24 protein-coding genes are annotated in these 26,625 nt (G+C 71.6%); 12 read left to right on the plus strand and 12 right to left on the minus strand.

Features of this window, described 5'->3' with window-relative positions:
- Positions 1–21: 21 nt before the first annotated feature.
- Together OU415_RS30365 and OU415_RS30370 are read right to left on the minus strand one after the other, a co-directional pair.
- Positions 22–744: an LppU/SCO3897 family protein gene (locus OU415_RS30365; protein ID WP_270952826.1), complete on the minus strand. Its 723-nt coding sequence runs from the start codon at positions 742–744 to the stop codon at positions 22–24.
- 164 nt (positions 745–908) lie between these two features.
- Positions 909–1,640 (minus strand): hypothetical protein, encoded by a 732-nt coding sequence (locus OU415_RS30370; protein WP_270952827.1) that lies wholly within the window; start codon positions 1,638–1,640, stop codon positions 909–911.
- Positions 1,641–1,792: 152 nt separating this feature from the next.
- Between OU415_RS30370 and OU415_RS30375 the strand changes: the two genes are divergently transcribed.
- From OU415_RS30375 to OU415_RS30410, 8 genes are all read left to right on the plus strand, one after another.
- Positions 1,793–3,151, plus strand: a complete 1,359-nt coding sequence (locus tag OU415_RS30375) for a ferredoxin reductase family protein (protein ID WP_270952828.1) — start codon at positions 1,793–1,795, stop codon at positions 3,149–3,151.
- An 11-nt stretch (positions 3,152–3,162) separates the two neighbouring features.
- Complete coding sequence (locus OU415_RS30380) at positions 3,163–3,579, plus strand: FMN-binding protein (protein ID WP_270952829.1); 417 nt, start codon at positions 3,163–3,165, stop codon at positions 3,577–3,579.
- A gap of 2 nt (positions 3,580–3,581) precedes the next feature.
- A complete protein-coding gene (locus tag OU415_RS30385) occupies positions 3,582–4,352 on the plus strand; it encodes an FAD:protein FMN transferase (protein ID WP_270952831.1) in 771 nt (256 codons plus the stop codon).
- A gap of 11 nt (positions 4,353–4,363) precedes the next feature.
- Positions 4,364–5,044 (plus strand): response regulator transcription factor, encoded by a 681-nt coding sequence (locus tag OU415_RS30390; RefSeq protein ID WP_270952833.1) that lies wholly within the window; start codon positions 4,364–4,366, stop codon positions 5,042–5,044.
- Positions 5,041–6,255 (plus strand): sensor histidine kinase, encoded by a 1,215-nt coding sequence (locus tag OU415_RS30395; RefSeq protein WP_270952834.1) that lies wholly within the window; start codon positions 5,041–5,043, stop codon positions 6,253–6,255. Before OU415_RS30390 ends, OU415_RS30395 begins: the two co-directional genes overlap by 4 nt.
- A 180-nt stretch (positions 6,256–6,435) precedes the next feature.
- On the plus strand, positions 6,436–8,097 hold the full coding sequence (locus OU415_RS30400) for a DNA repair helicase XPB (RefSeq protein ID WP_270952835.1): 1,662 nt from the start codon (positions 6,436–6,438) through the stop codon (positions 8,095–8,097).
- A gap of 269 nt (positions 8,098–8,366) precedes the next feature.
- Entirely contained in the window at positions 8,367–8,960 is a 594-nt protein-coding gene (locus tag OU415_RS30405) for a suppressor of fused domain protein (protein WP_270952836.1), read from the plus strand.
- A gap of 43 nt (positions 8,961–9,003) precedes the next feature.
- Positions 9,004–9,990 (plus strand): o-succinylbenzoate synthase, encoded by a 987-nt coding sequence (locus OU415_RS30410; protein WP_270952837.1) that lies wholly within the window; start codon positions 9,004–9,006, stop codon positions 9,988–9,990.
- A 108-nt stretch (positions 9,991–10,098) separates the two neighbouring features.
- Here OU415_RS30410 and OU415_RS30415 read toward each other — a convergent pair whose 3' ends face one another.
- The 8 genes from OU415_RS30415 to OU415_RS30450 all read right to left on the minus strand — a co-directional run bounded on the left by OU415_RS30415 (position 10,099) and on the right by OU415_RS30450 (position 19,383).
- Positions 10,099–10,881 carry an SRPBCC family protein gene (locus tag OU415_RS30415; protein WP_270952838.1) on the minus strand — a complete coding sequence of 261 codons (783 nt, stop codon included), beginning with the start codon at positions 10,879–10,881 and terminating at the stop codon, positions 10,099–10,101.
- A gap of 338 nt (positions 10,882–11,219) precedes the next feature.
- Entirely contained in the window at positions 11,220–12,074 is an 855-nt protein-coding gene (locus OU415_RS30420; protein ID WP_270952839.1) for an FAD binding domain-containing protein, read from the minus strand.
- Positions 12,071–14,503, minus strand: a complete 2,433-nt coding sequence (locus OU415_RS30425; protein ID WP_270952840.1) for a xanthine dehydrogenase family protein molybdopterin-binding subunit — start codon at positions 14,501–14,503, stop codon at positions 12,071–12,073. The genes OU415_RS30420 and OU415_RS30425 overlap by 4 nt, the downstream gene beginning before the upstream one ends.
- A complete protein-coding gene (locus OU415_RS30430; protein WP_270952841.1) occupies positions 14,500–15,066 on the minus strand; it encodes a (2Fe-2S)-binding protein in 567 nt (188 codons plus the stop codon). The genes OU415_RS30425 and OU415_RS30430 overlap by 4 nt, the downstream gene beginning before the upstream one ends.
- 389 nt (positions 15,067–15,455) lie before the next feature.
- Positions 15,456–16,574, minus strand: coding sequence for an XdhC family protein (locus tag OU415_RS30435; protein WP_270952842.1), 1,119 nt, complete (start codon positions 16,572–16,574; stop codon positions 15,456–15,458).
- A 139-nt stretch (positions 16,575–16,713) separates the two neighbouring features.
- Positions 16,714–17,844: a vWA domain-containing protein gene (locus tag OU415_RS30440; RefSeq protein ID WP_270952843.1), complete on the minus strand. Its 1,131-nt coding sequence runs from the start codon at positions 17,842–17,844 to the stop codon at positions 16,714–16,716.
- Positions 17,845–17,866: 22 nt separating this feature from the next.
- A complete protein-coding gene (locus tag OU415_RS30445) occupies positions 17,867–18,760 on the minus strand; it encodes an AAA family ATPase (RefSeq protein ID WP_270952844.1) in 894 nt (297 codons plus the stop codon).
- Positions 18,761–18,804: 44 nt separating this feature from the next.
- The gene (locus tag OU415_RS30450; RefSeq protein ID WP_270952845.1) at positions 18,805–19,383 is read right to left on the minus strand and encodes a TetR/AcrR family transcriptional regulator; all 579 of its coding nucleotides are present in this window, start codon (positions 19,381–19,383) and stop codon (positions 18,805–18,807) included.
- 59 nt (positions 19,384–19,442) lie between these two features.
- Here OU415_RS30450 and OU415_RS30455 point away from each other — a divergent pair, with 59 nt between their 5' ends.
- From OU415_RS30455 to OU415_RS30465, 3 genes are all read left to right on the plus strand, one after another.
- Positions 19,443–19,946 carry an SRPBCC family protein gene (locus OU415_RS30455; protein ID WP_270952846.1) on the plus strand — a complete coding sequence of 168 codons (504 nt, stop codon included), beginning with the start codon at positions 19,443–19,445 and terminating at the stop codon, positions 19,944–19,946.
- A gap of 29 nt (positions 19,947–19,975) precedes the next feature.
- Positions 19,976–20,533: a suppressor of fused domain protein gene (locus OU415_RS30460; protein ID WP_270952847.1), complete on the plus strand. Its 558-nt coding sequence runs from the start codon at positions 19,976–19,978 to the stop codon at positions 20,531–20,533.
- A gap of 84 nt (positions 20,534–20,617) precedes the next feature.
- Positions 20,618–20,851, plus strand: a complete 234-nt coding sequence (locus tag OU415_RS30465) for a PspC domain-containing protein (RefSeq protein WP_270952848.1) — start codon at positions 20,618–20,620, stop codon at positions 20,849–20,851.
- On the opposite strand, the gene OU415_RS30470 is transcribed toward OU415_RS30465, so the two are convergent.
- Positions 20,852–22,861: a beta-N-acetylhexosaminidase family protein gene (locus tag OU415_RS30470; protein WP_270952849.1), complete on the minus strand. Its 2,010-nt coding sequence runs from the start codon at positions 22,859–22,861 to the stop codon at positions 20,852–20,854.
- 168 nt (positions 22,862–23,029) lie between these two features.
- Positions 23,030–24,187 (minus strand): MalY/PatB family protein, encoded by a 1,158-nt coding sequence (locus OU415_RS30475; RefSeq protein ID WP_270952850.1) that lies wholly within the window; start codon positions 24,185–24,187, stop codon positions 23,030–23,032.
- A gap of 167 nt (positions 24,188–24,354) precedes the next feature.
- Here OU415_RS30475 and OU415_RS30480 point away from each other — a divergent pair, with 167 nt between their 5' ends.
- Entirely contained in the window at positions 24,355–26,616 is a 2,262-nt protein-coding gene (locus tag OU415_RS30480; protein WP_270952851.1) for an ATP-binding protein, read from the plus strand.
- Positions 26,617–26,625: the final 9 nt, after the last annotated feature.

The following is a 26,625-nucleotide window of genomic DNA, read 5'->3' on the forward strand; positions in this document are numbered from 1 at the left end:
CGAAACCGCCACCCCCGCCGATCAGACCGACTTCCAGCAGATGGTGAGCGGCGGCTTGTTCCAGGCCTGGTACTGGTCGGCCTCGTCGGTGCACGCCGGGTCGCCGCGGCTGTCGTTGACCACGGTGGTGACCTCCAGCGAGGCATCCGGGGCGGAGCACGAGATCTTGACGGCGATGCCGGTGATCGGGTCGTCCGTGCAGTCCCCGACCTTGAGGTCCGGCACCATGCACAGCGCGTAGTCGCCGCGCTTCTCGACCGACGCGTACTCCTCGCCGCAGTTCGCCCGCCCGTCGTGCTGCTCGGCGACCTTGTAGTCGGACTCCTGCGAGCCGCAGGGGGCCGACTCCCACTGCGGGCGGACCGTGCTGGCGTTGGTGACGTTCACGCACTCGCCCTCGGCGATCCCGCCGCCGTCCATGCTGCGCACGATCAGCCCGACCACGAGCAGGACGATGCCGAGGACCACGGTGCCGACCAGCTTCAGCACCTTCAGGGTGCCGGCGCTCGACTTCTGCGGCGGAGGCATCGGCGGCGGCGGGCCGAAACCGCCCTGCGGGGGCTGCGGAGGCGGGCCGCCCGGGTAACCGCCTTGCGGCGGCATCTGCTGCACCGGCTGCTGCGGTGCCCATCCCTGCTGGGGCATCGGCTGCTGCGGCATCGGCGGCGGACCACCGGGAACTTGCTGCGGCGGACCCCACTGGGGTTGCTGCGGGTAGTGGCCGAATTGCGGAGGCTGCGTCACGAAATCCCCAGTCGATCGGGCTGAAAACGGCGTGAATCTAACCAATCCACCGACCCGGCGTGATCGTTTTGACCGCACTGCAACCCAAGTCACGCGGGCCGGAGACGCAGAAGTGCCCGGCGAGATCGAACCCGCCGGGCACTCCGACCGCGAAAGACGGGCGCTCAGGCGCCCTTGACGTCGTTGAAGCAGAACATCTTGTCCGCGAAGTTGTAGTAGCCGTCGCCCGGGCCGCAGACCACGGCCGGGTCGCCGCGGGGCGCGACCTTGGTGATCTGGTCCTGGGCCTCGGAGCAGTCCAGCTTCAGCGGGATCCGGTCCTCCGCCGCGTCGTAGGGCGTGACGCAGTCGCCCTCCACGACGTCGAGGACGATGCAGTAGGTCGTGCCGTCGATGACGTTGCTGTAGTCGTCACCGCACACGTCGCGGTTGGTGCCGTTGGAGACCTTCACGACCTCGTAGTCGGAGTCGGGGGTTCCGCAGGTCTCCGAGGTCATCTCGCCGCCGCCCTGGTCGAGCAGCCCGATGCAGTCGCCCACCGTGATCGGGGCGTTGCCGGCCTCCGACGTCGTCTCCGAGGTCCGGCTCGTGTCGACGGTGCCGCCCGGCTTCGGATTCGCCTCGGGCTTCTTGTTGCCCGCGTTGATGCTCAGCACGACCACGAGGACGATCACCGCGACCACCGCGACCCCGGCGCCGACCAGGCCGAGGACCAGCCCGGTGCGCTTCTTCTGCGGCGGCATCGGCGGCTGGGGCTGGCTACCGGCGACCTGCCGCCAGAAGTCGTCCGAGCCGCCCTGCTGCGGATAGCCGCCGGTCGGGTACTGCCCGCTGGGGTACTGCCCCGAGTACGGCCCCGACTGCGAGCCGTAGGGGTCTTGCGGTGGGTAGCTCACTGCTCCTCCGTATTTTCGTTCACCGCAAGAAGGCTAACCGCCCACCCCGACTCAGGTGCGAGAACGGCAGATATGCGGCGCGATCCCGCTCGCAGAGCGCGCTCCCGGCGGTTCCAAGGTTCTTCCCAGGAATGCCGTCGAGACTCGACGGCGTGCGAGCAGAACGGATCCGGAGCAGGTCCCGCGACGCCCAGTGGTGGCTCGTGGCCCTGCTGGCGCTCAACGCGATGTGGGTGCTCGACCTCTTCGTGCTCGGCGGCGAGCTGGACTCGCTCACCGGGCCGACGGCGTTCGTGCTGGCACTGGGCCGGTTGGCCGGGCTCGGCGGTGCTCTGGTGCTGGTGCTCCAGCTCGTGCTCATCGCGCGCGTGCCCTGGTTGGAGCGGCGGCTCGGCATGGACCGGCTCACGAGCTGGCACCGGTGGACCGGTACCTGGGTCCTGTGGCTGGTGCTGGCGCACGTCGTGCTGACCACCGTCGGGTACGCCGCGCAGGACAACAGCTCGGTGCTGCCGGAGTTCGGATCGCTGGTGCTCGGCGGCGGGGAGCTCACGCTCGCCGCAGCGGGCACCGCTCTGCTCGGGCTGGTGGCGGTCACCTCCGCGCGGGCCGCTCGGCGTCGGATGCGCTACGAGACCTGGCACCTCCTGCACCTCGGCGCCTACGCGGCCGTGGTGCTCGGCTTCCTGCACCAGGTGGAGCTCGGGAACGACTTCGCGAGCAGCCCGGTCGGGCGGATCTACTGGTGGACCCTCTACGGCGGGGCTCTCGGCGCGGTCCTGGCGTTCCGCTTCCTGATGCCGCTGCTGCGAGTGGTCCGGCACGACCTCCGGGTGCTGGCGGTGGTCCCGGAAGGCCCGGACGTGGTGTCGGTCCGCATCGGCGGCCGGCACCTGGACCGGCTCCCCGCTCGGGCCGGCCAGTTCTTCCTGTGGCGGTTCCTGGCCGAAGGCCTCTGGGCACAAACACATCCGTATTCGCTGTCGGCGGCTCCCGACGGGAAATCGCTGCGCATCACCGTGAAAGCGCTGGGCAGCGGGAGCGCCGCCCTGCGCGATCTGCGCCCTGGCACGCGGGTGCTCGCCGAGGGGCCATACGGCGCCTTCACCGCCGAGGAGCGCACCCAGCGCGGGGTCCTGCTGGTGGCAGGAGGCGTCGGAGTCACGCCGATCCGGGCGCTGCTCGAGGAGTTCTCCTGGACCGGGCAGGACGTCGTCGTGATCTACCGCGTCCGCGAGCAGCGGGAAGCCGTGCTGGTGCCCGAACTGCGCTGGCTGGCACACCGGTGCGGCGCGCAGCTGCACGTCGTCGTCGGCCCCTCCACCGCCGTGGGCCGCTACGGGCCGATCATGGGCCCGCAGCACATCGCTGCCCTGGTCCCGGGTGTCCGGCAGCGCGACGTCTTCCTCTGCGGTCCGCCCGGCATGGCCGAAGCGGTCGTCGACGCGCTGCTCGCCCTCGGTGTGCCGCGCGGCCAGTGCCGCACCGAACGATTCGCCTTCGCAGCATGAGGAGTGGTGAGATGCGACGTCTCGGCGCGGTCCTGGCCCTCGCGATCGCCGGGCTGGTTCCCCTGGTCCGGTACCAACCGAGCACCGAACCGGCGCACGCTTCGCCGGGATCCGAGGTGCGCACCGCACCGCCGCCGACGAGCTCGGCGGCCGGAGGCCGCACGATCGACGGCTCGGTGGTGCGGACCGAGTACGGCCCGTACCAGGTCCGGGTGGTGTTCACCGGCAACGAGATCACCGACGCGCAGCTGATCACCGAGCCCTCCGACCGGCACAGCAGGCGGATCGCGGACAGCGCTGCCCCGGTGCTGCGGCAGGAAGCCCTGCAAGCGCAGAGCGCGAAGCTCGATGCGGTGTCCGGCGCCACCACGACCAGCGAGGCCTACGCCGAGTCCCTGCAGGCCGCGATCGACACCCGGAGCCGGTAGCGATGTCCGGCCCGATCCGGCGCGTCGAGCACATCATGGGCCTACCCATCTCGATGGACGTGCGGTCTGCCGCGCCCCCGGTGCGGGCCGCCGCGGAGCGCGCCTTCGACTGGCTGCGCGAGGTGGATCGCCGCTTCAGCCCCTTCCGGGAGGGCAGCGAGGTCCGCGGTTGGCCCGAGCGCGCCAGCCCGGAGCTCACCGAGATCATCGACCTCTGCCTGCAGTACCAGCGGAGCAGCGGCGGGGCGTTCAACGCCTGGCGACCGGGGCGCGCCTTCGACCCCTGCGGGGTGGTGAAGGGATGGGCGGTGCAGCGGGCGGGGCAGCTGTTGCGCGCTGCTGGAGCCGACAGCTTCTGCCTCAACGCGGGTGGGGACGTGCTCGCGGTCGGCGAGCCGGAGCCGGGCCGCGCGTGGCAGGTGGGAATTCGCCACCCGCAGCTCGCGGACCAGGTGTGCGCGGTGTTCGGCGTGCGCGACTGCGCGGTCGCCACCTCCGGCGCCTACGAACGCGGGGCGCACGTCGTCGACGGCCGGACCGGCCGCCCGGCACGCGGCCTGCTGGGCCTGACCGTGCTGGCCCCCGATCTCACCACCGCCGACGCGGTCTCGACGGCCGCGTTCGCGATGGGCGCCGACGGCATCGCCTGGGTGGCCGAGCAGCCCGGCTGCCTGGTGTTCGCCGTCGACGACGAGCGCGTGGTGCACCGGTCTCCGCTCCTCGGCGAGCCGGTGGTGACGCCGGAACTCCTGGCATCCGGATCGCGGCGGTAAGAATGGACGCCATGACCTGCGACTCCGCCTCCCACCCCCGGCTGCTGCTGGTCGAGGACGATGCGGAGCTGGCCGGCATGCTGACCTCGCTGCTGACCGACGAGGGGTACGCGGTCGACGTGGCGGCCGACGGCCAGCGCGGGCTGCACCTGGGGTTGACCCGGACCTACGAGGTGGTCGTGCTGGACCGCGGGCTGCCCGCGATCGACGGGCTCGACCTGCTCACCCGGCTGCGGATGCGAGGCGTGGCGACCCCGGTGCTGGTGCTGTCCGCGCTGGGCAACCCGGCGGACCGGGTGGCCGGTCTGGAGGCGGGCGCCGAGGACTACCTGCCGAAGCCCTTCGACATCGAGGAACTCCTCGCGCGCCTGCGGGCCTTGCGGCGCAGGCACCTCGACACCGCGCGAACGCTCCCCCTGCCGGGAGGCAGCCTGGACCTCGACGGTCGGCTGGCCACCGGAGCAGCGGGCGAACCGGTCCGGCTGTCGGAACGCGAATGCGCGCTGCTCGCCCTGCTCGCGACCCGCCCGCGGCAGGTGTTCAGCCGCGACGACCTGCTCCGGCTGGTGTTCGACGGTGCCGGGAGCCCCGTCGTCGTCGACACCTACGTGCACTACCTGCGCCGCAAGCTGGGCAAGCGCATCGTCGACACGGTGCGCGGCCGCGGCTACCAGCTGGGGCGCTCGGGATGACCGCCCGGCGGGAGCGCTCCCCGGAAGCTGCGCTGATCCGGAAGGCGCAACTGCGCCTCGGCATCCAGATGGCCGGGGCGGTCGCTGCCGCAGCGCTGGTGCTCGCCGCGGTCACGCTCCTGGTCGTGGTGCACGACCAGCACCGGTCCAGGGACGAGCTGGTGGGTGCCGCGATCGCCCGCTCCGACGACGTCGGCGACCCGCCGACCGGGGTGTGGCTGGTGATCCGCTCGGGAGCGCGGGATCAGGCTTCCCCGGGGCTGCCGCCCGGATTCCCCGACGAGGAGTCCCTGCGCCGGACAGCGCAGGACGGCGCAGCGCGGTCCGCGGACGTCGTGGTCGGCGGCCGCGAGTACTACGTCCGGACCGAACCGCGCGGAACCGACGTCGTGCAAGCCGTGCTGAGCATGCGCGACTCGCACGCCGAACGCGTGCGCATCGTGCAGGCGCTGGGGATCGCCGGAGCAGCGGGACTGGTGCTGGCGGGACTCGCCGGCGCCTGGTTGGGGCGACGCGCGGTGACGCCGCTAGCGGAGGCGCTGGCGCTGCAACGCCGGTTCGTGGCCGATGCCAGCCACGAGCTGCGCACTCCGCTGACGCTGCTGAGCACCCGCGCCCAGTTGATCCGCCGCAAGCTCGACCGGTCCGCCGAACCCGATCGCATCCGCCCCGAGGTGGACGGGCTGGTCGGTGATGCCGACCGGCTCGCGACGATCCTGGAAGACCTGCTCCTCACCGCCGACCCGCGCGGTGAGATGCCCGTGCAGCCGGTCGCCCTGACCGAACTCGCCGAACGAGCGGTGGAGGCCGCCGGGCCGAGCGCCGAGCAGCGCGGCATCTCGGTGCGCCTCGACGCGACCGGCCCGGTGGAGGTCGTCGGCTTCGACGCAGGCCTGCTGCGCGCCCTCAACGCGCTGCTGGACAACGCCATCCGGCACGCGCGCAGCGAAGTGCGGGTGGTGCTCCGCACCGAGGGGCGTTCCGAGGTCATCGAGGTGGTCGACGACGGCCCGGGCATCGATCCCGCCGTCCTCCCCGCGCTCTTCGAGCGGTTCTCCTCCGCAGCCGACAGCACCGGCGACGGGCCCCGGCGCTACGGGCTCGGACTGGCGCTGGTCAGCGAGATCGCCGCGCGGCACGGCGGGACGGTGGCAGCCCGGACCAGCGACTCCGGTGGAACCGCCGTGCGGCTGGTCATCCCGGCCCGCTGAGGCGCCCTGTCGCGCTCGTCGCACCTCGTGGCGCCACGCGACCGGTTCGGACAAGTACCCTCGTCACTGTCGCGTGACGAGCGCCCCCGCGCCGTCCGGCACCGAAGCGGACGGCGACGCGTTCGGGCGAGTCACGATCACCTGCGGAGAAACCGTCCGACCTGAGGGAGCTGCGCACCCGTGACCGACGGACCCCTGATCGTCCAGTCCGACAAGACGCTGCTGCTCGAAGTCGACCACGCGCTGGCCGATGATGCGCGCACCGCCATCGCCCCGTTCGCGGAGCTGGAACGCGCCCCGGAGCACGTGCACACCTACCGCATCACCCCGCTGGCGCTGTGGAACGCGCGCGCCGCCGGGCACGACGCGGAGCAGGTGGTGGACGGGCTGGTGCGCTTCTCGCGCTACCCCGTGCCGCAGCCGCTGCTGGTCGACATCGTCGAGACGATGGGGCGCTTCGGGCGGTTGCAGCTGGTCAACGACCCCGCGCACGGGCTGGTGCTGAAGTCGTTCGACCGGGCGGTGCTCGAGGAGATCCTGCGGAACAAGAAGATCACCCCGATGCTGGGGCAGCGCATCGACGACGACACCGTCGTGGTGCACCCCAGCGAGCGCGGGCGGCTCAAGCAGATGCTGCTCAAGGTCAGCTGGCCCGCCGAGGACCTGGCCGGTTACGTCGACGGCGAGGCGCACCCGATCAACCTGGAGCAGGTCGGCTGGAAGCTGCGCGACTACCAGGCGCAGGCGGTGCAGTCGTTCTGGGCCGGCGGGTCCGGCGTCGTGGTGCTGCCCTGCGGCGCGGGCAAGACGATGGTCGGCGCGGCCGCCATGGCCGAGGCGCAGGCGACCACGTTGATCCTGGTCACCAACACCGTCGCGGGTCGGCAGTGGAAGCGGGAGCTGATCGAGCGGACCTCGCTGACCGAGGACGAGATCGGCGAGTACTCCGGCGAGAAGAAGGAGATCCGGCCGGTCACCATCGCCACCTACCAGGTGATCACCCGCCGCTCCAAGGGCGAGTACAAGCACCTGGAGCTGTTCGACTCCCGCGACTGGGGCCTGGTGGTCTACGACGAGGTGCACCTGCTGCCCGCGCCGGTGTTCCGGATGACCGCCGACCTGCAGTCCCGGCGCCGCCTCGGGCTGACCGCGACGCTGGTCCGCGAGGACGGCCGCGAAGGCGACGTGTTCTCGCTGATCGGGCCCAAGCGCTACGACGCGCCGTGGAAGGACATCGAGGCGCAGGGCTGGATCGCGCCAGCCGACTGCGTCGAGGTCCGCGTGACGCTGACCGACAACGAGCGCCTGGAGTACGCCACGGCGGAGGCCGAGGAGCGCTACAAGCTGTGCTCCACGGCGCGCACCAAGGCCCCGGTGGTCAAGGCGATCCTGGACCAGCACCCCGGCGAACCGGCCCTGGTCATCGGCGCCTACCTGGACCAGCTGCACGACCTCGGCGCGGCGCTGGACGCGCCGATCGTGGAGGGCTCGACGAAGAACAAGGAGCGCGAAGCGCTGTTCGACGCGTTCCGGAACGGCGAGATCAGCCGGCTGGTGGTGTCGAAGGTCGCGAACTTCTCCATCGACCTGCCGGAGGCGTCGGTGGCCGTGCAGGTGTCGGGCACCTTCGGATCCCGGCAGGAGGAGGCGCAGCGGCTCGGTCGGCTGCTGCGGCCGAAGGCCGACGGCAAGCAGGCGCACTTCTACTCGGTTGTCTCGCGGGACACGCTGGACACCGACTACGCGGCGCACCGGCAGCGGTTCCTCGCCGAGCAGGGCTACGCCTACCGGATCGTGGACGCCGACGACCTGCTCGGTCCCGCAATTCCGGACGTCGGGTGACAACAATTTCCAGACACACCCGGTCAGCTGTCACCCAAATGTGTCCACGATGGGGCTGGTAGCCGATACGGTTGCGGTGGACGCACGCGAGCTGACCAGGCACGTCCGTCCGGATGCGGCATTCGGGGGCCGGACCGGCGGTCAGTGGGATCGCAGTTTCAATTGAAACTGTGGTTCGACCACCGCAACGGGTGACCGCTGATCGGGCCCGGGCGCACGAGAGGAAGACGGGTGCGAGCGAGCACCGCAAGCAGGACACTGGAGATCGGATGACCACCGAGCAGGAACGCACCGCGCTGGGCGGGGCGCACCGGTTCATCGGACTCGCGGAGAACCTCGAACGCCACGCCGGGACCCCCACCGCGGCCGAACCCCCGAACGTCCAAGGCCGGAACCGCGGCTACGGACTGGTCTTCTTCCAACTCGAGCAGTACCACCTGACCACCGTGATCAGCAGCGGGCTGCGCTTCCAGCCGCTCGGCGCCGAACCGGCCCAGGAACTGGCCTGCACGGTCTACAAGGAGCAGGCCGAAGCGGCGAAGCACCTGGTCGACCTCACCGCCGAGGTGCTGGTGCAGCAGCGCACCTACCTGGTGCCCGACCAGATCGTGCCGAACGAGGAACCGCTGCTGCCGGGCACCGAGTTCCACGGCGTGCTGGCCAGCGGCCACCCGATGTTCCCGCCGGAGTTCACCAGGTTCACCGACCCGGACGGCATCGAGCAGCTCCAGGTCTTCACGCTGCTCCCGGTGACCCTCGGCGAGCTGAACTACATCCTCGACAACGGGGTGACGGCCCTGCGCCAGCAGTGGGCCCGCTTCGAAGTCGACGTCTTCGACCTCGGCCGCCCCAGCGTCGCCTGAGCCTTGGCGCGCCGCGGCGGCGGGCTGCTGAAAGGATCGGGGCATGGATCCTGCGACGATCGAGCTGGCGGAACTGGATGCGGTGCGGGTTTACGCGTTGCCGATGCGCAACAAGTTCCGCGGGGTCACGGTCCGGCGCGGGGTTCTGCTCAGCGGCCCTGCCGGGTGGGGCGAGTTCTGCCCGTTCGAGGACTACGACGACGCCCAGGCGGTGCCGTGGCTGAAGGCCGCCCTGGAGGCGTGCAGCGAGCCCTGGCCCGAGCCGGTGCGCACGAGCATTCCGGTGAACTGCACCGTTCCGGCGGTGGGCGCGGACAAGGCGTACGCGATCGTCGCGGCGTCCGGGTGCCGCACGGCGAAGGTCAAGGTCGCCGAGCCCGGGCAGGATCCCGGCGAGGACGTCGAGCGGGTTGCCGCCGTGCGCGACGCGCTGGGTCCGGGCGGCGCGATCCGGGTGGACGCGAACGCGGCTTGGGACGTCGACGCGGCGGTCCCCCGGATCCGCGAGCTGGACCGGGCCGCCGGGGGTTTGGAGTACGCCGAGCAGCCTTGCCCGTCGGTGGAGGAGCTCGCCGCGGTCCGGCGCCAGGTCGACGTGCGCATCGCCGCTGACGAGAGCATCCGCCGGGCGGAGGATCCGCTGCGGGTCGCGGTGGCCGGGGCCGCGGACGTGGCGATCATCAAGGCGACGCCGTTGGGCGGGGTGCGCCAAGCGCTGCGCGTGGCCGAGGCGTGCGGGCTCCCGTGCGTGGTGTCCTCAGCGGTGGAGACGAGCATCGGACTCGCCGCGCAGTTGGCCCTGGCCGGGGCGCTGCCGGAACTCCCGTTCGCCTGCGGGCTGGGCACGATGGCGCTGCTCGACGGCGATGTCGTCGCCGACTCCCTGCTCCCGGTGGACGGGCACCTCCCGGTGCTCCGCCGCCCGCCGGAACCGGACCCGGCCCTGGTCGCAGCGGCGACCCCCACGGCCGACGTCCAGCACTACTGGCTCGAACGCCTCGCCCGCGTCAACGCCCTCACCCGCGCCTGAACCACGTTTCCGCAGGTAGCCAAGGCCCTTCCTGCGACCGTCACCCGGGTCTGAACGACGCGGCCGGGCGAAGATCTCGCGAGATCAGCACCCGGGTGACGGTAGAGGTCAGGCGCGACGGCGACGACGACGGCGGATGAGACGGAAGATCACGCCCAGGGCCACGACGGCGATCGCGGCCGGGGCGAGGCGCTTGAGGACCGGGGCCCCGGCCGTGCCGAGGAGGTCGATCGCCTCGTTGTCCGGCACGGCGGTCGCCTTGACGCCGGCCGCCTTCGGCGCCGGCTCCTCCGCGCCCTCGCCTGCCGGCGTGACCCGCCAGCTCGGCTTCTCCGCGCCTGCGGCGCGCGCCTCGCCGCCGGCCGCTGCCGCGGGCTTCGCCTCCGCGGGCTTCGCCGCTGCGGCTTCGCCGGCCGCTTCGGGCTTCCCGGCTGCCGCCGGTGCACCCTCCTCGGTGAGCTGCTCCGCCAGGTTGGCCGCGAACTGGTTCAGGATCTTGCCGCCGACCTCGGAGATCAGGCCGCGGCCCAGCTGCGCGGGCTTGCCGGTGACCTTGAGGTCGGTGTCGACGGTGACCGCGGTGCTGTCGCCCTCGGACTTGAGGACCGCGGCGACGGTCGCGGCGGCGGTGCCGCTGCCGCGGGAGTCCTTGCCGCTGGCGTCGATGACCACGCGGCGGGCTTCCTCGTCGACCTCCTTGAAGGTGCCCTTCCCCTTGTAGAGCAGGGTGACCGGGCCGAGCTTGACCTTCACCGAGCCGGAGAACTCGTTGCCCTCGGCCTTGGTGAGCGTGGCGCCGGGCATGCACGGTGCGACCCGCTCCGGGTCGAGCAGCGCCTGCCAGGCCACCTCGACCGGCACCGGAACGCTGAACTGGTGCTGCATCTGCACGGGGAGTCCTCCTGGTTCGAACGAACTCGGCCCGGTGGATCGGGCCGCACTACTGCTGAGGCTGCGCCTACCAGCTTCCCAGCCCCGACGCCTGACGGATACCCCATTCGGATCATTGAGAGGCATCCGGCGCACCGCCGAACGCCGAAACAACCCCCACCACCGGCCGTCCCCAACTCCACCCGACCGGGCGACCCGGTGGACCGCAGTTTCAATTGAAACTGCGTATCCCAGGCACAACGGATCACAGTTTCAATTGAAACTGCGGAACCACGGCACCCAGGCGGGTGACGAGCTCTGGCCGCGGCTCCGGGGAGCCGCGGCCAGAGGGGGTTGCGTCAGCCGCCTGCGGCGGCGAGGACCGCTCTGCCGGTGAGGACTTCCGCGAGGTGCTCGCGGTAGTCGACGTCGGCGCTGGCGTCGGCCGTCGGGCTGGTGCCCTCCGCCGCGTGGCGGGCCGCTTCGCGGATGGCTTCCGCCGTCGCGGGCCCGCCGACCAGGGCCTGTTCGACCCCGGTCGCTCGGATCGGCGTCGGGCCCATGTTGGTCAGGCCGATGCGGGCTTCGGCGATGCGGCCCTCGGCGACCCGCACCGCTGCCGCCACGCCGACGATGGACCACGCCTGCGCGACCCGGTTGAACTTCTCGTAGTGCGCGCGCCAGCCGGTCCACTTCGGCATCCGCACCTCGACCAGCAGTTCGCCGGGCTCCAGCGCGGTGGTGAAGTAGTCGACGAAGAACTCCGCCGCGGGGACGGTGCGCCGCCCGGACGGGCCGACCAGCACCATCGACGCGTCCAGCGCCAGCGCCGGGGCCGGCAGGTCACCGGCCGGGTCGGCGTGGGCGAGGGATCCGCCGAAGGTGCCGCGGTGGCGGACCTGCGGGTCGGCGACCGTGCGGGTGGCCAGCGCGATCAGCTCGGCGTGCTGCTGCACCAGCGGATCCCGCAGCACGTCGTGGTGGGTCGTCATCGCGCCGATCACCAGCGAGTCGCCGTCCTCGCGGATGCCGCGCAGCTCCTCGATGCGGTTGAGGTCGACCAGCAGTTGCGGGTCGGCCAGCCGCATCCGCAGCACCGGCAGCAGGCTCTGCCCACCGGCCAGCACCTTGGCGTCGTCGCCGAGCTCGGCGAGCGCGGTCACCGCTTCCTCCACTGTGGAGGGTGCGAGGTATTCGAACTGGGCGGGGATCACCGGGCACCTCCCTGGGGGTTCGTCGAACCGAGTCCGCCACCGGCTTCCGGTGCGGTGACACCGCTTTCGCGCGCACCGGTGATGGCGCGCCACACCCGCTGCGGCGAGCACGGCATCTCCACGTCGGAGACGCCCATCGGCCGCAGCGCGTCGACCACCGCGTTCACCACCGCGGGTGTCGAGGCGATGGTGCCCGCCTCGCCGACTCCCTTGACCCCCAACGCGTTCGACGTCGCGCGGGTTTCGGTGCGGTCGGTGGTGAACTCCGGCAGGTCGGCCGCCGACGGCACCAGGTAGTCGGCCAGCGTGCCGGTGGTGAGGGTGCCGGTCTCGTCGTACACGGCCTCCTCGAACAGCGCCTGCGCGATGCCCTGCGCCAGCCCGCCGTGCACCTGGCCTTCCACGATCAGCGGGTTGATCACGGCGCCGATGTCGTCCACGCAGACGTACTCGCGGATCTTCACCTGCCCGGTCTCGGTGTCCACCTCCGCCGCGCACAGGTGGGTTCCGTGCGGGAAGGAGAAGTTCTCCGGGTCGAAGGTGGCGTCGGCGTCGAGGTTCGGCTCCACGCCGTCGGGCAGGTCGTGCGCGGCGAACGCGGCCAGTGCGACCTCGCCGAGCGCTGTGCCGCGGTCGGTGCCGCGGACGCCGAAGCGACCGGAGGTGAACTCCACGTCGTCCTCGCTGCACTCCAGCATGTGCGCGGCGATCTTCTTGGCCTTCTCCACGACCTTGTCGGCCGCCGCCACCACCGCCATGCCGCCGACCGCGAGCGACCGGGAACCGTAGGTGTCCAGGCCCTTCGGCGAGATCTGGGTGTCGCCGTGCAGCACCTCGACGTCCTCGAACGGCACGCCCAGCCGGTCGGCCACGATCTGGCTCCACGCCGTCTCGTGCCCCTGCCCGTGCGGGGAGGTCCCGGTGACGACCTCGACCTTCCCGGTCGGCAGCACGCGGATCGAGGCGTGCTCCCAACCTCCGGCGCCGTAGGACAGCGAACCCAGCACCCGCGACGGGGCCAGCCCGCACATCTCGGTGAACGTCGAGATGCCGATGCCCAGCTGCACCGGGTCGCCGGTGCGCCGCCGCTCCTCCTGCTCCGCGCGCAGCGCCTGGTAGCCGAACAGCTCCACCGCCTTGTCGGTGGCGGCCTCGTAGTTGCCGGAGTCGTAGGTCAGCCCGGCGACCGTGTCGTACGGGAACTCCTCGTGCGCGATCCAGTTCTTGCGCCGCACCTCCATCGGATCCACGCCGAGCTCGGCGGCGAGCTCGTCCATCATCCGCTCGATGGCGAACGTCGCCTCCGGACGACCAGCACCGCGATAGGCGTCGGTCGGCGTCTTGTTGGTGAACACGTTGGTGCAGCTGAAGTGGTAGGCGGGGATCTTGTAGATCGAGTTGAACATGAACGCGCCGAGGATCGGGATGCCCGGCGTGACCAGGCGCAGGTAGGCGCCCATGTCGGCGAGCAGCTCGACCTTCAGCCCGGTGATCCGGCCGTCGCGGGTGGCCGACATCGACAGCTTCTGGATCTGGTCGCGGCCGTGGTGCCCGGAAACCATGGTCTCGGAACGGGATTCGGTCCACTTCACCGGTTTTCCGAGCTTGCGGGCCAGCACGAAGGCGATGAACTCCTCCGGCGTCACCTGCAGCTTGCCGCCGAACCCGCCGCCCACGTCCGGGGCGATGACCCGGATCTTCTGCTCCGGCACGCCCAGCGACATGGCCAGCATCAGCCGCAGGATGTGCGGCACCTGGGTGGCCGACCACATGGTGATCTGCTCACCGGTCGGGTCGACGACCACCGAGCGCGGCTCCATGAACGCCGGGATCAGCCGCTGCTGCCGGAAGGTCCGCTCGACGCGCACCTCCGAGCTGCGCAGCGCCTCCTCGACGTCACCACCGGTTCCGGCTTCCGCCGAGTCGAAGGTCCAGGTGGCGTTGCGGTTGGTGCCGAGGTCTTCGTGCACCAGCGGGGAATCCGCCTGCAGCGCGGCTTCCATGTCCAGCACCACCGGCAGGTCGTCGTAGTCGACGTCGATGGCGTCCAGCGCGTCGCGCGCCTCGGCGGGGCTGCGGGCCGCGACGACCGCCACCGCCTCCCCGGCGAAGCGCACCTCGTCGACCGCCATCGGCGGGGCCGGCGGGGCCTTCATGTCCTCGGTGATCGGCCACGCGCACGGCAGGCTGCCCTGCTCGTCGGCGATGTCCCGGCCGGTGAACACCGCGGTCACGCCGGACATCTGCCGGGCCGCGTCGGTGTCGATCGACCTGATCCGGGCGTGCGCGACGGGGCTGCGCAGGATCGCCAGGTGCAGGGTGCCTGCGGGGTTGAGGTTGTCGGTCCAGCGAGTGCGGCCGGTGATCAGCCGCGCGTCCTCCTTGCGCTTGCGAGCGCGCCCCAGTTCGGGTTCCAGGACCGAGGTCATGACTGCCGTCCTCCCGTCACCTTCGGCTGGACGTCGGCGTCGGCGGGTGTTCGCGGCGCCGGGGTGTCCTCGGTGTGCTCGGCCTCCGGCCCGGCGCCCGGCTGCATGCGCTGCGCGGCGTCGGACACGGCGCGGACGATGTTCTGGTAGCCGGTGCAGCGGCAGAGGTTGCCCTCCATGCCCTCCCGGATCTGCTGGTCGTCGGGGTCGCGGACCTCGGCGAGCAGGTCGAGCGCCTGCATGATCATGCCCGGGGTGCAGAACCCGCACTGCAGGGCGTGGTTGTCGTGGAAGGCCTCCTGCAGCGGGTGCAGCTTGCCGTCCTGGGCGAGGCCCTCGATGGTGGTCACGTCGTGCCCATCGGCCTGCACCGCGAGGACGGAGCAGGACTTCACGCTGTGGCCGTCCAGGTGGACGGTGCACGCGCCGCAGTTGCTGGTGTCGCAACCGACGACTGTGCCCACCTTGCCTAGTCGTTCGCGGAGGTACTGGACGAGCAGCATGCGCGGCTCGACCTCGTCGGTGTACTTGGAGCCGTCGACGTTGACGGTGATGCGCGGCATTTGGGCGGCCTCCTCGGGAGGGACTGGCCCGCGGTGCGCGGACGGTCGGGAACAAGGACTACTCCGCCTGGGTGACGGGAGTCACACCGGTAGAGCCTGCTACGCCACACGGACCCGAGCAAGCGCGCAAAAGAATGGAGGTGAGATCGCAATGCGTGATCGGCACCGGCCGTTCGCGGCAACCGCGCCGGCAGCGGGATCACTGTCCGTTCCCCCGGCCTGGCGACTGGTTCCGCAGGTCATGGCCCGTGAGCACTTTCCGGTGCCATAGCACCACGAAGTACTCACGGGCACTCACCAGGCGAAACAGTTCCTCGGCAGGTCAGAGCCCGTGAGCACTTTGGGTCGTCATAGCAACCCAAAGTGCTCACGGGCCTTGAGCAGGCCGATCACTCGTGGTGGTGGATGGGGCCCTCGACGTCGGTCAGGCGGACGCCCTTGCCGCCCCAGCGGAGGGCGATCAGTTCCGCTGCGATGGAGACCGCGGTCTCCTCCGGGGTGCGGGCGCCCAGGTCGAGGCCGATCGGAGAGGACAGCTTGGTCAGCTCCTCCTCGGTGAGGCCCTGCTCGCGGAGGCGCTTGAGGCGGTCGTCGTGGGTCCGGCGGGAGCCCATCGCCCCGACGTAGCCGAGGTTCAGGCGCAGCGCTGCCTCCAGCACCGGCACGTCGAACTTCGGGTCGTGGGTGAGGACCATGACCGCGGTGCGCTCGTCGACCCTGCCCGCCGCCGCCTCGGCCTCGAGGTAGCGGTGCGGCCAGTCCACGACGACGTCGTCGACGCCAGGGAACCTGCTGTGCGTCGCGAACACCGGGCGCGCGTCGCACACCGTCACGCGGTAGCCGAGGAAACCGCCCATCCGGGCCATCGCGGCGGCGAAGTCGATCGCGCCGAACACCAGCATCCGCGGCGGCGGTTCGAAGGAGTTCACGAACACCCGCAGCCCTTCGCCGCGGCGCTGGCCTTCGGGGCCGTACTCGATCACCCCGCTGCGACCGCTGGCCAGCATGCCGCGCGCGTCGTCGAGCACCGCGTCGTCGATCCGCGGCGAGCCCAGGCCGCCGCTGCTGCGCTCGCGCCAGACCAGCAGGTGCGCACCGACCTTCGCCTCGTCGGGGTGCTCCACGACGGTCACGACGGCGACCGGTTCTTCCGCGCGCACCGACGCGGCGACCTCGTCCAGCTCGGGGAAGGTCTCGCGATCGACCTTCTCCACGAAGACGTCCAAGATCCCGCCGCAGGTCAGGCCGACCGCGAAGGCGTCGTCATCGCTGACGCCGTAGCGCCGCACGACCGGCTCGGAGCCCTCCAGCACCGCCGTCGCCTCTTCGTAGACGGCACCCTCGACGCAACCGCCCGAAACGCTGCCGAACGCCTCGCCCTCGCTGGTCACCAGCATCGAAGCGCCCGGCGGCCGGGGTGCCGAGCGGAACGTCGCGACCACGGTGCCCAGCCCGATGGACTCGCCCGACTCCCACCGCTTGGTCAACTCGTCCAGCACGTCGCGCACAGCGCACCTCCGCTCTCACCGGCGCGGCCCTCGATGCCGCGTGCGTCCGCAAGTTCAATGGAAATCCCAGGTCCAAATTCCATTGAAATCGGACGTCCGATTTCAATGGAATTTGCGGCGGAGCCGCGGGGAATCGTTGCTAGTTCTGGCATTTCGTTCCTCCGGCACCTGGTTGGGACAGCCGGCGGACCCAGGACCAGACGTCCTCCAGCGACCGCAGGCTGTGCCCGGCGACCATCCGGTCCACGTGCGGCATCGCCGCGACGATCCCGGACTGGACCGGCTGGTAGCCGTCGTGGCCGGCGTGCGGGTTCGCCCAGATCACCGCGCGGGCCAAGCGCCGCAGCCGACGCATCTGGTCGGCGAGCTCGGTGGCGTCGCCGCGCTCCCAGCCGTCGGAGAACAGCACGACCACCGATCCGCGCGCGACACCCCGCTGCCCCCACCGGTCCAGGAACACCCGGAGCGTTTCGCCGAGGCGGGTGCCGCCGGAGAAGTCCGGTACCGCGTGGGAAGCGGCGAGCAGCGCGGCTTCCGGATCTCGTTGCCGCAGCTGCCTGCTCACCCGCGTCATCCTCGTGCCGAGCGTGAAGACCTCGGTGCTGGCGGGCGATCTGCGCACCACGACGTGGGCGAACCGCAGCAGCGCGTCCGCGTACGGGCTCATCGAGCCCGAGACGTCGATCAGCAGCACGACCCGCCGCGGCCTCCGGGAACGGCGCTGCCTCCGCAGCCGCACCGGCTCGCCGCCGGAACGCAGCATCTCGCGCAGCGTGGCGCGGGAGCTCAGCGAGCCGCGCTTGCTGCCGCGACGCCGGAGCGCTGGGCGCGACGGCGGTTCGGGGCGCAGCACCGCGAGCATCCGCCGCAGGTGTTCGCGCTCCGGCACGCCGAGTTCGGACAGGTCGCGTCGGCGCAGGACTTCGGCGTCGCTGGCCGCGGCCGCCAGCGGCCGGTCCGCGTCGCCGTCCTGGTCACCGGCGTCGACCGCGGTCAGCGCGGCGATCTGCGAAGGGCGCGGCAGCGGACGGCCCACCGGCTCGGTGGGCGCCTCCGCAGAACCGAACCAGGATTCGAAGGCCGCGTTGTAGCGCGGCAGGTCGTCCGGGTCGGAGCACAGCGTCAGGCGGCCCGCCCAGAAGACCGCGTCGCGGTCGAGGCCGACCTGCTCCACTGCGGCGAGGAAGGCCTGCACGCGCGTCGGTCCGCAGGCCATGCCGGAATGCCGCAGGGCACGCGCGAACCCGACCAGCCCGGTCACGGTGTGCATTCCGCCCCCCTTCGGGATCCGCTCAGCGCTCGGCGGTGAGGACGCCGGAGGCGCGCACGCGCTCCGCGTCCTCGCGGTACTTGAGCACCGCGCCCAGCGTCGTCGCAGCCACCTCGGTGTCCAGTTCGTCCTGCTCCAGCGCCTGCAGGGCCTGCGCCCAGTCCAGCGCTTCGGCCACGCCCGGCGGCTTGAGCAGCTCCATCTGCCGCATCCGCTGCACGGTCGCGGCCACCTGCTCGGCCAGCCGCCGGTCGAGCCCCGGCAGCCGGCGCCGCAGGATCGCCACCTCGCGCTCCAGGCCCGGGTGCTCCAGCCAGTGGTAGAGGCAGCGGCGCTTCAACGCGTCGTGCACCTCGCGGGTCCGGTTGGACGTGAGGACGACGATCGGCGGCTGGACCGCCGACACCACTCCGAACTCCGGAATGGTGACCGCGTATTCCGACAGCACCTCGAGCAGGAAGGCCTCGAACTCGTCGTCGGCGCGGTCGATCTCGTCGACCAGCAGCACGCACGGCGACTCCTGCAGCGCCCGCAACAACGGCCTCGCGAGCAGGAACCTGCGGGTGTAGAGGGAGGATTCGGCGGCCTCAGCGTCCAGTTCTCCCCCGGCGGCGGCCTCCAGGGTGCGCAGGTGCAGCAGCTGCCGCGGGAAATCCCAGTCGTAGAGCGCCTGCGCCGCGTCGATGCCCTCGTGGCACTGCAGCCGGATCAGGTCCACCCCGAGCGCAGTGGCCAAGGCCTGCGCCAGCGCGGTCTTTCCGGTGCCCGGCTCGCCCTCGCACAGCAGCGGGCGCTGCATCCGCATCGCCAGGAACGCCGCAGTGGCGATGCCGTCGTCGGGCAGGTACCCGGTGCTGTCCAGCGCTTCGGCGACTGCGGCCGGGGACTTCAGGTCGAACGCGTCATCCACCGCCATACCGCGAGCGTATGCGAACAACCACCGCGAAGGCGATCATCCGATCATCCGGCCAGCAAGTCCTGGACCGCGTCGGTGACTGTGCCAACCTCCAAGTCCGGGATCGGCCCACCCCGCCCCAGGTGCCGCCGGACCACCGCGAGGGGCAGGTCCACCACGGCCAGGAACACCCTGGCCCGGCCGCTCTCCCCGGACCGGCCGAGCCGCTCCGCCAAACCGCCGAGGGCCTCGTCCACCTGCGCGTTCCCCTTCTCCAGGCGTTCGCGGGCTTCGGCGGGCCAATCCGCGAAACCGTAGGCACCGGGGCCCGCGAGCAGCACGTCGGCCTCGGCCGGGTGCTCGCGGCACCACTCGAGGACGTGGCGCGCCGCGGCGACCGCTGCTTCCCGGGGCGGCGCTTGAACAGCGGCGAGGAAGCCGTCCTGGAACCGGGTGACGGTGCGCAGCCACAGCTCGGACAGCAGCGCGGTCCGATCCGGGAACCGGTGGTAGACCGAGCCGCTCGGGGCGCCCGCGGCTCGCGCGACCGCCGCCATCGTCACGCCGCGCGGCCCGGCTTCCGCGGCCAGCTCGACGGCAGCGTCCAGGAGTCGATCGGCGTCGTGCCGTGGAGGCCTTCCCATGTATTGGAGGATAGGCTCCAATACTGTTTTAGAGAGAACTATCTAAAATGGGAGGTCCGATGGCCGTCCGGAACGTGCACGTGCGATGTCTGCCGGTGGACGAGGACACCGCCGGAGCCCTGATCGACTCGCTGGCGAGCCCACAGGACCAGTTGTGGCCGGACCGCGCGTGGCCACCGATGCGGTTCGACCGCCCGTTGGGAGTCGGCGCCCGAGGAGGGCACGGGCCGGTGCGCTACCGGATCACCGGGTACGCCCCCGGACGCTGGATCCGGTTCCGCTTCACCACCCCACGCGGCTTCGACGGATTCCACGAGTTCGCGGTGCAACGCGAAGACGACCGCACCTCGCTGCACCACCTGCTGTCCATCCACCTCCGAGGACCAGCCCTGATCACCTGGCCGCTGGTGTGGCGCCCGCTGCACGATGCACTGCTCGAGGACTGCCTCGACAAGGCCGAGCGGTCCACCACGGGCGCAGTCCGGGAACCGGCCCGCTGGTCCTGGTGGGTGCGCCTGCTGCGGACGCTGGCGTCGGCGCGGACCCGGTCGGGGCGCGGATAGGATCTCGGCGGCTTCGGAAAGGGGGCGCTTTGAGTCGGTTCAGCGGGTTCCCCGCGCACATCGAGAAGCACGTCGGGCGGGTTCGCGGTGCCCACAGCCGGATGGCCGGTGGGCGCGACCGGGGCTACGACCTGGTCTACTGCGACCACCCGGACGGCGCGCACGTCACCGTGCTGACCAGCGGTTTGCGCGATCGCACCGCCGGTGCGCCGCTGCCGCAGGAACTGGTGTGCACGCTGCAGGCCGATCAAGAACTGCACGCCCGGCACCTGGCCGGAGTGATCGCCGAACTGCTGACCGGGTCGAACAGCCGCGTCGGGTACGGCGCGCTGATCATGAACGACCGGGTCCTGCTGCCGGAGTCCGAGATCGCCGGAGCCCTCGCCGCACCGCACCCCTACCTCGGCGACGAGTTCGACGTCCTGCTCGACGACTCCGGGCAACCTGTCCTGCAGCTCATCACCCTCGTCCCGATCACCCGGGGCGAAGCCCAGCTGGTCGCCCGCTACGGCCGCGACGCCCTGTACGACCGCTGGGAACAGACCGGCGCGAACCTGCTCGACATCCACCGCCCCTGCACCGCCTGATCCCAGGGTCGTCAGGGCTGGATCAGGGGTTGCTCGGGGTTGTTCCCGGACGTGGTGGGGGCGTTCTCCGCGCAGGATCTAGGCATGGCTGAAGAGATCCCCAGCATCACCACCGCGAACACCGACACCTCGAGCAAGAAGTTCCGGCGCAGCCGCGACGAGCGGATGATCGCCGGGCTGTGCGGCGGGGCCGGCAAGGCCCTCGGCGTGGACCCCGTCCTGGTCCGGGTGGGGCTCATCGCCGCGACGCTGTTCGGCTTCGGCGCCGGCACCCTCCTCTACCTGGTCTGCTGGCTGGTCGTTCCCGAGGAGGAGTGATCAGCGCAGGCCGGGCGCCTGTTCGACGAAGGTGTCCAGCACGCCGTCTCCCACGTGGACCGGCCCCTGGGGGCGGACCTTGCCCGGGACGGTTCGGATCTGCCCGGCGCGCGAGGCGAGCTGCTGCGCCTCGGCGAAGTGCCCGGACGCCGCCGCCTCGTCGCCGTTCACCCGCGCCTGCAGCCCGTCGAGCGAGGCCACCATCGCCTCTCCCCAGAGCCCGGTGGCGTTCAGCCAGGGTTCGACGTCCGAGACGAAGTCCTTCGGCGCTCCCCGTTCGATGCGGCCGGGCGCGTCGGCGATCGCCTGCGCGTACTCGCGCAGCTCCCGCACCGCCTTCGCGCGGTCGCCGCTGCCCCACGCCGCCTGGAACTGCTCGATGCGGCGGGACAGCTCCGGCGCCTGCGGCAGCCACGCGCGCCCGCTGGGCAGCGGCCCCATGTGCTCCAGGTCGAAGAACACCAGCAGCGCACCGGCGGTCGCCGGATCGGCTGCCAGGCCCGGGTTCTCACCCGCGGCGCGCTGGCCCGCCAGGTAGTCGGCCGCTGCCTTCCAGGCCCGCTGGGCGTTGAAATCCTTGTCGTTCCAGTAGAAGTCGGCCGCCCCGAACTCCACGACCTTGCTCGCCGCCGCCAGGTTCATCGGGTTCACCACGCCACCGGTGAGCTGCTGGTTCAGCCCCGGCTCGCGCTTCTCGTAGGTGCCGAGCAGCACGCGGCCGACCGAGCCGTCGAAGTCGTTGACCGGGTAGTTGTCCCACAAGAAGAGCTTGCGGCCCCAGACCTTCTCGGCCTGCTTGGCGTCGGAAACCGTGATCTGGCGCGGAATCACGCCATCCCCGGTCCACATCGTCAGCACCCGCGGGTCCAGCGTCTCGCGGATCGCCGTCTTGTACGGCGAATCTTCCACGTCGGAGTACTCCGTCGGCACGAACTGCAGCGGCGTCACCCCGGGGTGGGTGTCGACGAACTCGTGCTGCACGCGGTTGAGCAGATCCGCCTGCGCCTGACCGGCCGCGCCCTGCGACGGGCTGCCGTACTTGGCCTTGTCGCCGTCGCAGTTCCACCGCGTGTAGGTGATGTCGTCCAGCGGCACGGAGAAGTCCCGCACGCCAGCGTCGTAGACGGCCTGCAGCTTGGCCACCAGCGCGCGGAAGTCCGATTCGTCGGTGTAGCAGATCGAAACGCCGGGCGAGAGCGCGAAGGTGAACTTCACGTGGTGCGCGGCGGCCTGCCCGATCAGCTGCTGCACCGAGGCGAACTCGTCCGCCGGGTACGGCTCGCGCCACTTCTCCCGGTGGTACGGGTCGTCCTTGGGCGCGTAGATGTAGGTGTTGAACTTGACGTCGCCGTAGAAGGCCAGCTGGTCCATGCGCTGCTGGTGCGTCCACGGTGGACCGTAGAAGCCCTCGATGCTGCCGCGCACCGGCATGTCCGGGTGGTCGGAGATCGCGACACCGGCGAGGCGACCTGGCGAGGCGAGCTGGCGCAGCGTCTGCACGCCGTAGTACGCGCCCGCCGCATCGGAAGCGCCGATGACCATCGCGGGATCCGTGCCGCCGCGACCGGCCAGCACGTAACCCTCGGCCGGCACCTTCTCCGGAGCGACGAAGTCCAGGGCGCGCAGGCCCTCCGACACGGCCTGCGAATTCCGGCCGCCGATCTGGATGCGCAGCGCAGCGTCGCTCGCGGGCTCCTGCCCCGGCTCGCGCACCACGACCTCGCTCGCCCCGGCCATCTTCAGCACCTGGGTGGCCAGGTCCCTGGTGGGCTTGTCGACCAGCTCGTCGACCACCAGCTCGACCTTGTCCCGCACGGCGATGTCGTCGCCGATCCGCCGGATCTCCTTCGGCTGCGGGGTCACCCGCGGCACCCCGGTCCCGGGCAGCGACTCGGCAGTCGTCGGCGCGCCCTGCTGCGGTGGCTGCGGGGCGTTGGTGCAACCCGCCAGCACGGCGCACATCAGCGTTGCGACCGCGATGGAACGCGACCGGGCATTTCGACCGAACATGACCCCTACCTCGCCTGGACTCCGAACGGAATCAAGGAGATCACATCGCGGTCTCGATCGCTGGCAGGGTGCGCACCGACCCGGCGAGAAGCCCCTAAGGTGCGCGCCTGACCCGGCGCTTCCCGTTGTTTCCCAACACGCCCCGGTGTGTCGGGACCCCTCACGGCATCAGCCCCGCACCGCCTCGGCCAGCCCCGTGATGATCTGCTCCAGGACGGGTCGCGGCGTGGCGAAATTCAGCCGCGCGTGACCGCGCCCCTCCGCGCCGCACGCCGGTCCATCGGTGAGCGCGACCCGCGCCTTCGCCAGGAAGAACTCGGCGGGGTGGTCGCCGAGGTCGAGCGCTCGGAAGTCCAGCCAGCCCAGGTAGGTGCCCTCCGGCACGACGTAGCCGACCTCGGGCAGGTGTTCGGCGAGCAGCTCCGCCACCGCGCGCCTGTTGCCGTCCAGGTAGTCGATCACCTCGGCCAGCCACGGCTCGCCTTCGGTGTAGGCGGCGGTCGTGGCGAGCACGCCGTGCATTCCCGCTCCGTGCACCGCGAGCGCGCCCGCTGCGGCCAAGGTCGCGGCGTCGGCGTCGTTGCTCACGATGAACTGGGCGCACTTCAACCCGGGCACGTTCCACGCCTTGGTCGCCGCAGTGGCCGTCACCGCGTGCCCGGCCGCGGTCTCCGACAGCGACGCGTAAGGAACGTGCTGGTGCCCGGGGTAGACCAGCGGAGCGTGGATCTCGTCGGCGAACACCCGCCCGCCGTGCCGGTCCACCACCTCGCAGACCGCGGCCAGCTCGTCCGGCGTGAACACCCGGCCGAGCGGGTTGTGCGGGTTGCACAGCACCAAGAGGTGGCCGCCGGCCCGGAACGCCGCGTCCAACGCGTCCAGGTCGAGGACGAACCGCGCGCCGTCGCGGACCATCGGCACCGTGATGACCTCGCGGCCGAGCTCGCCGGGCACTTCCAGGAACGGCATGTAGCCGGGCGTCGGCATGATCACCGCGCTGCCGGGCCGGGAGAAGTGGTCCACCGCGATGGCCAAGGCCCGGTGCACGTCGGGAATCGCCGTGATCCACCCGGGATCCACGCGCCAGCCGTGCCGCCGCGCCTGCCAGTCGGCGCAGGCCCGCGTCATCTCGTCGATCAGGTGCGGCGGCGTGTAGCCGAAGTTCATCGCCTCCACCGCGGAGCGCACCGCCCGCATCACCGGCGGCGCGGTCGGGAAGTCCATCTCCGCGACGAAGGCGCCGAGCGCGTCCGGGTGCAACGTCCACTTCAAGCCACCGCGAGCGCGCAGCTCGTCAACGGTGATGTCGTCGAAAGCGTGCCCCATCCTGCCCCTCCCGGAGACCGAACCGCTTCCGCCGATCATCGCCGCCCGGTCGGCTCCGCAACACCGCCGGAGTCGTGGTTTCCCCGGCCCCGCCGCTCACGAGCCCTGGTCGGCACCGGCTCGCGATTACCATCGACGCGGCCGAATTCGGGGGTCTAGGGGGACGAATGGCGCTGCCGATCAACATCAACGCGTTCATCGGGCGGGACACCGAGTTCGCGCAGCTGCGCGACCTGCTGACCAGGAAGCGCCTGGTCACCTTGACCGGGCCGGGTGGGGTCGGCAAGACCCGCCTGGCGCTGGAGATCGCGCACGCCGCCCACGCGGACGGTGCCTGGCGCGACGGCGTCGTGTGGATGGACCTCCGGCCGTTCGGCGAGGACCACCAGCTGCCCCGGCGCTTGGCCGCCGCGCTCGGCAGCACGCACGTCGCCACCCGGGAGCCGATGCAGGTCCTGATGGACGAGGTGGCGGGCAAGGACCTGCTGATCGTGCTCGACAACTGCGAGCATCTCCTCAACGCGGTCCGGGACCTGCTCCGAACGCTGCTCACCGAGCCCGGGGTCACCGTGCTGGCCACCTCCCGCCACGGCCTGGCGCTGGGCGGCGAGCACCTCAACCCGCTCACCCCGCTGGCCGCGGGCGCCGCGAAGGAGCTGTTCGAGGACCGGCTGCTCGACGCGCGCGGCGACTTCCCCGTCGCCGAGCACGAAGCGGAGATCACCCGCCTGTGCCGGGCGGGCGACAACCTCCCCCTCGCGATCGAGATCCTCGCGGTCGCCTCCTCGAACCTGTCCCCCAGCGACGTCGAGCGCCGGTTGGCCACGCTCCTGCACGCCGACCGCCCCACCGACCGCCAGCAGCAGGACACTGACGCCGACCGGTCGCACCGGTCGTTCCACCAGGTCATGGAGCTGTCCTGGGATCTGTGCACGCCGCAGGAGCGGACGTTGTGGCAGCGCCTCAGCGTGTTCGCCGGCGGCTTCACGCTGGAGGCCGCGGAAGCGGTGTGCGGGTTCGACGACCTGCCCGAATCCGCCGTCGCGCGCGTTCTCAGCGCCCTGAAGTGGCAGTCCATCGTGACGGTGGAAGCGCCCCGCGACGGGCACTCCCGATACCGGTTGCTGGAACCCATCCGCCAGCACGGCGATGCGCGCGCCGCGCAGGCCGGCGAAGCCGAGGAAGTCCGGCAGCGCCACTACGACTGGCTCCTGCGCACCTACCGCGAGGCCGCGCAGCAGTGGTTGGGCCCGGACGAGGCGCACTGGCTCACGCTCTGCCGCGACCTGCAGGACGACGCGCACAGCGCGATCGCCTGGTGCGCGCGGCGCGGCCGGAGCGCTGCCGGGATCGAGCTGCTGCTGCACATCGTCCGCACGCGCGTGCCGTTCCTGTCCGGCAGGCAGCCGGAAGCCCAGGAGCACTTCGAGCGGCTGCTGACCACCTACACCGAGCGGGACGAGCTGCGGGCCATGGCGTTGGCGGCGGTGTCCGTCCTCGCTGTCTGCCGCGGCGACAAGGACACCGCCGACGAGTTCCTGTCCGAAGCGCAAGCACTCACCGACGAGCTCGGCGCGGCCCTGCCCCAACCAGTTCTCGCCGAAGCGATCGCGATCTCGCTGGGGCACCGCGAGTCCGTCGACCCCGCCGAGAGCATGGCGGCGATGGAGGAGCTGTGCCGCAGCCCGGTTTTCGCGCAGCCCGAGTTCCGCAGCGACATGGGGCTGCTGGCGATGTTCCGGTCCTTCGGCGCCGCGATCACCGGCGAGGAGGAGATCGCCGACGCCGTCACCGCCGAGTTCCTGGCGGACGCCCAGGCCAGCCGGGCGACCTGGCACATCACGTGGTCGCAGTGGGCGCGCGCGGCGTACTTGGTGCTGCACCGGCCCCACGACCCCGCCGCCCGGAGCGAGGCGGAATCCCTGCTGCACGCGGCGCTGCCCGTCCAGCGGGGGCTCGACGACCGGTGGGGCCCGGCCGGCTGGACCTGGGTGGCGGCGGGGCTCGCCGGCGCGATCGGCGACCACCGCCTGGTGGCCGAGCGCTCAGGTCTGCTCGACGGGATGACGCACAGCACCGGAGTCGCGATGCACGGGATGCGGGGCCTGTGGGAAACCGTGGGACACGCGCAGAACATCGCCCGCCAGCAGCTGGGCGAGACCACCTTCGACGAGATCTACAACCCCGCCTACCAGCGCGGACGCGACTGCCGCCTGGCCACGGCAGAGCTGCTGTGGCCGGGTTGGGCGCAGCTGACCGACCGCGAGCGGGACCTCGTGCGGCTGGTCGCGCAGGGGCTGTCGAACGCGCAGATCGCCGCGAGGCTGGACCGCGCGGAGAACACCGTCGCCAAGTCGCTGACCAAGATCTACGCCGCGGTCGGCGTCGCGGGCCGGGACGAGCTGCGGGAGTGGTACGCGCAGTTGTGACGCCCGGAT

It is taken from the genome of Saccharopolyspora oryzae, assembly GCF_027853915.1.
Classification (GTDB): domain Bacteria; phylum Actinomycetota; class Actinomycetes; order Mycobacteriales; family Pseudonocardiaceae; genus Saccharopolyspora; species Saccharopolyspora oryzae.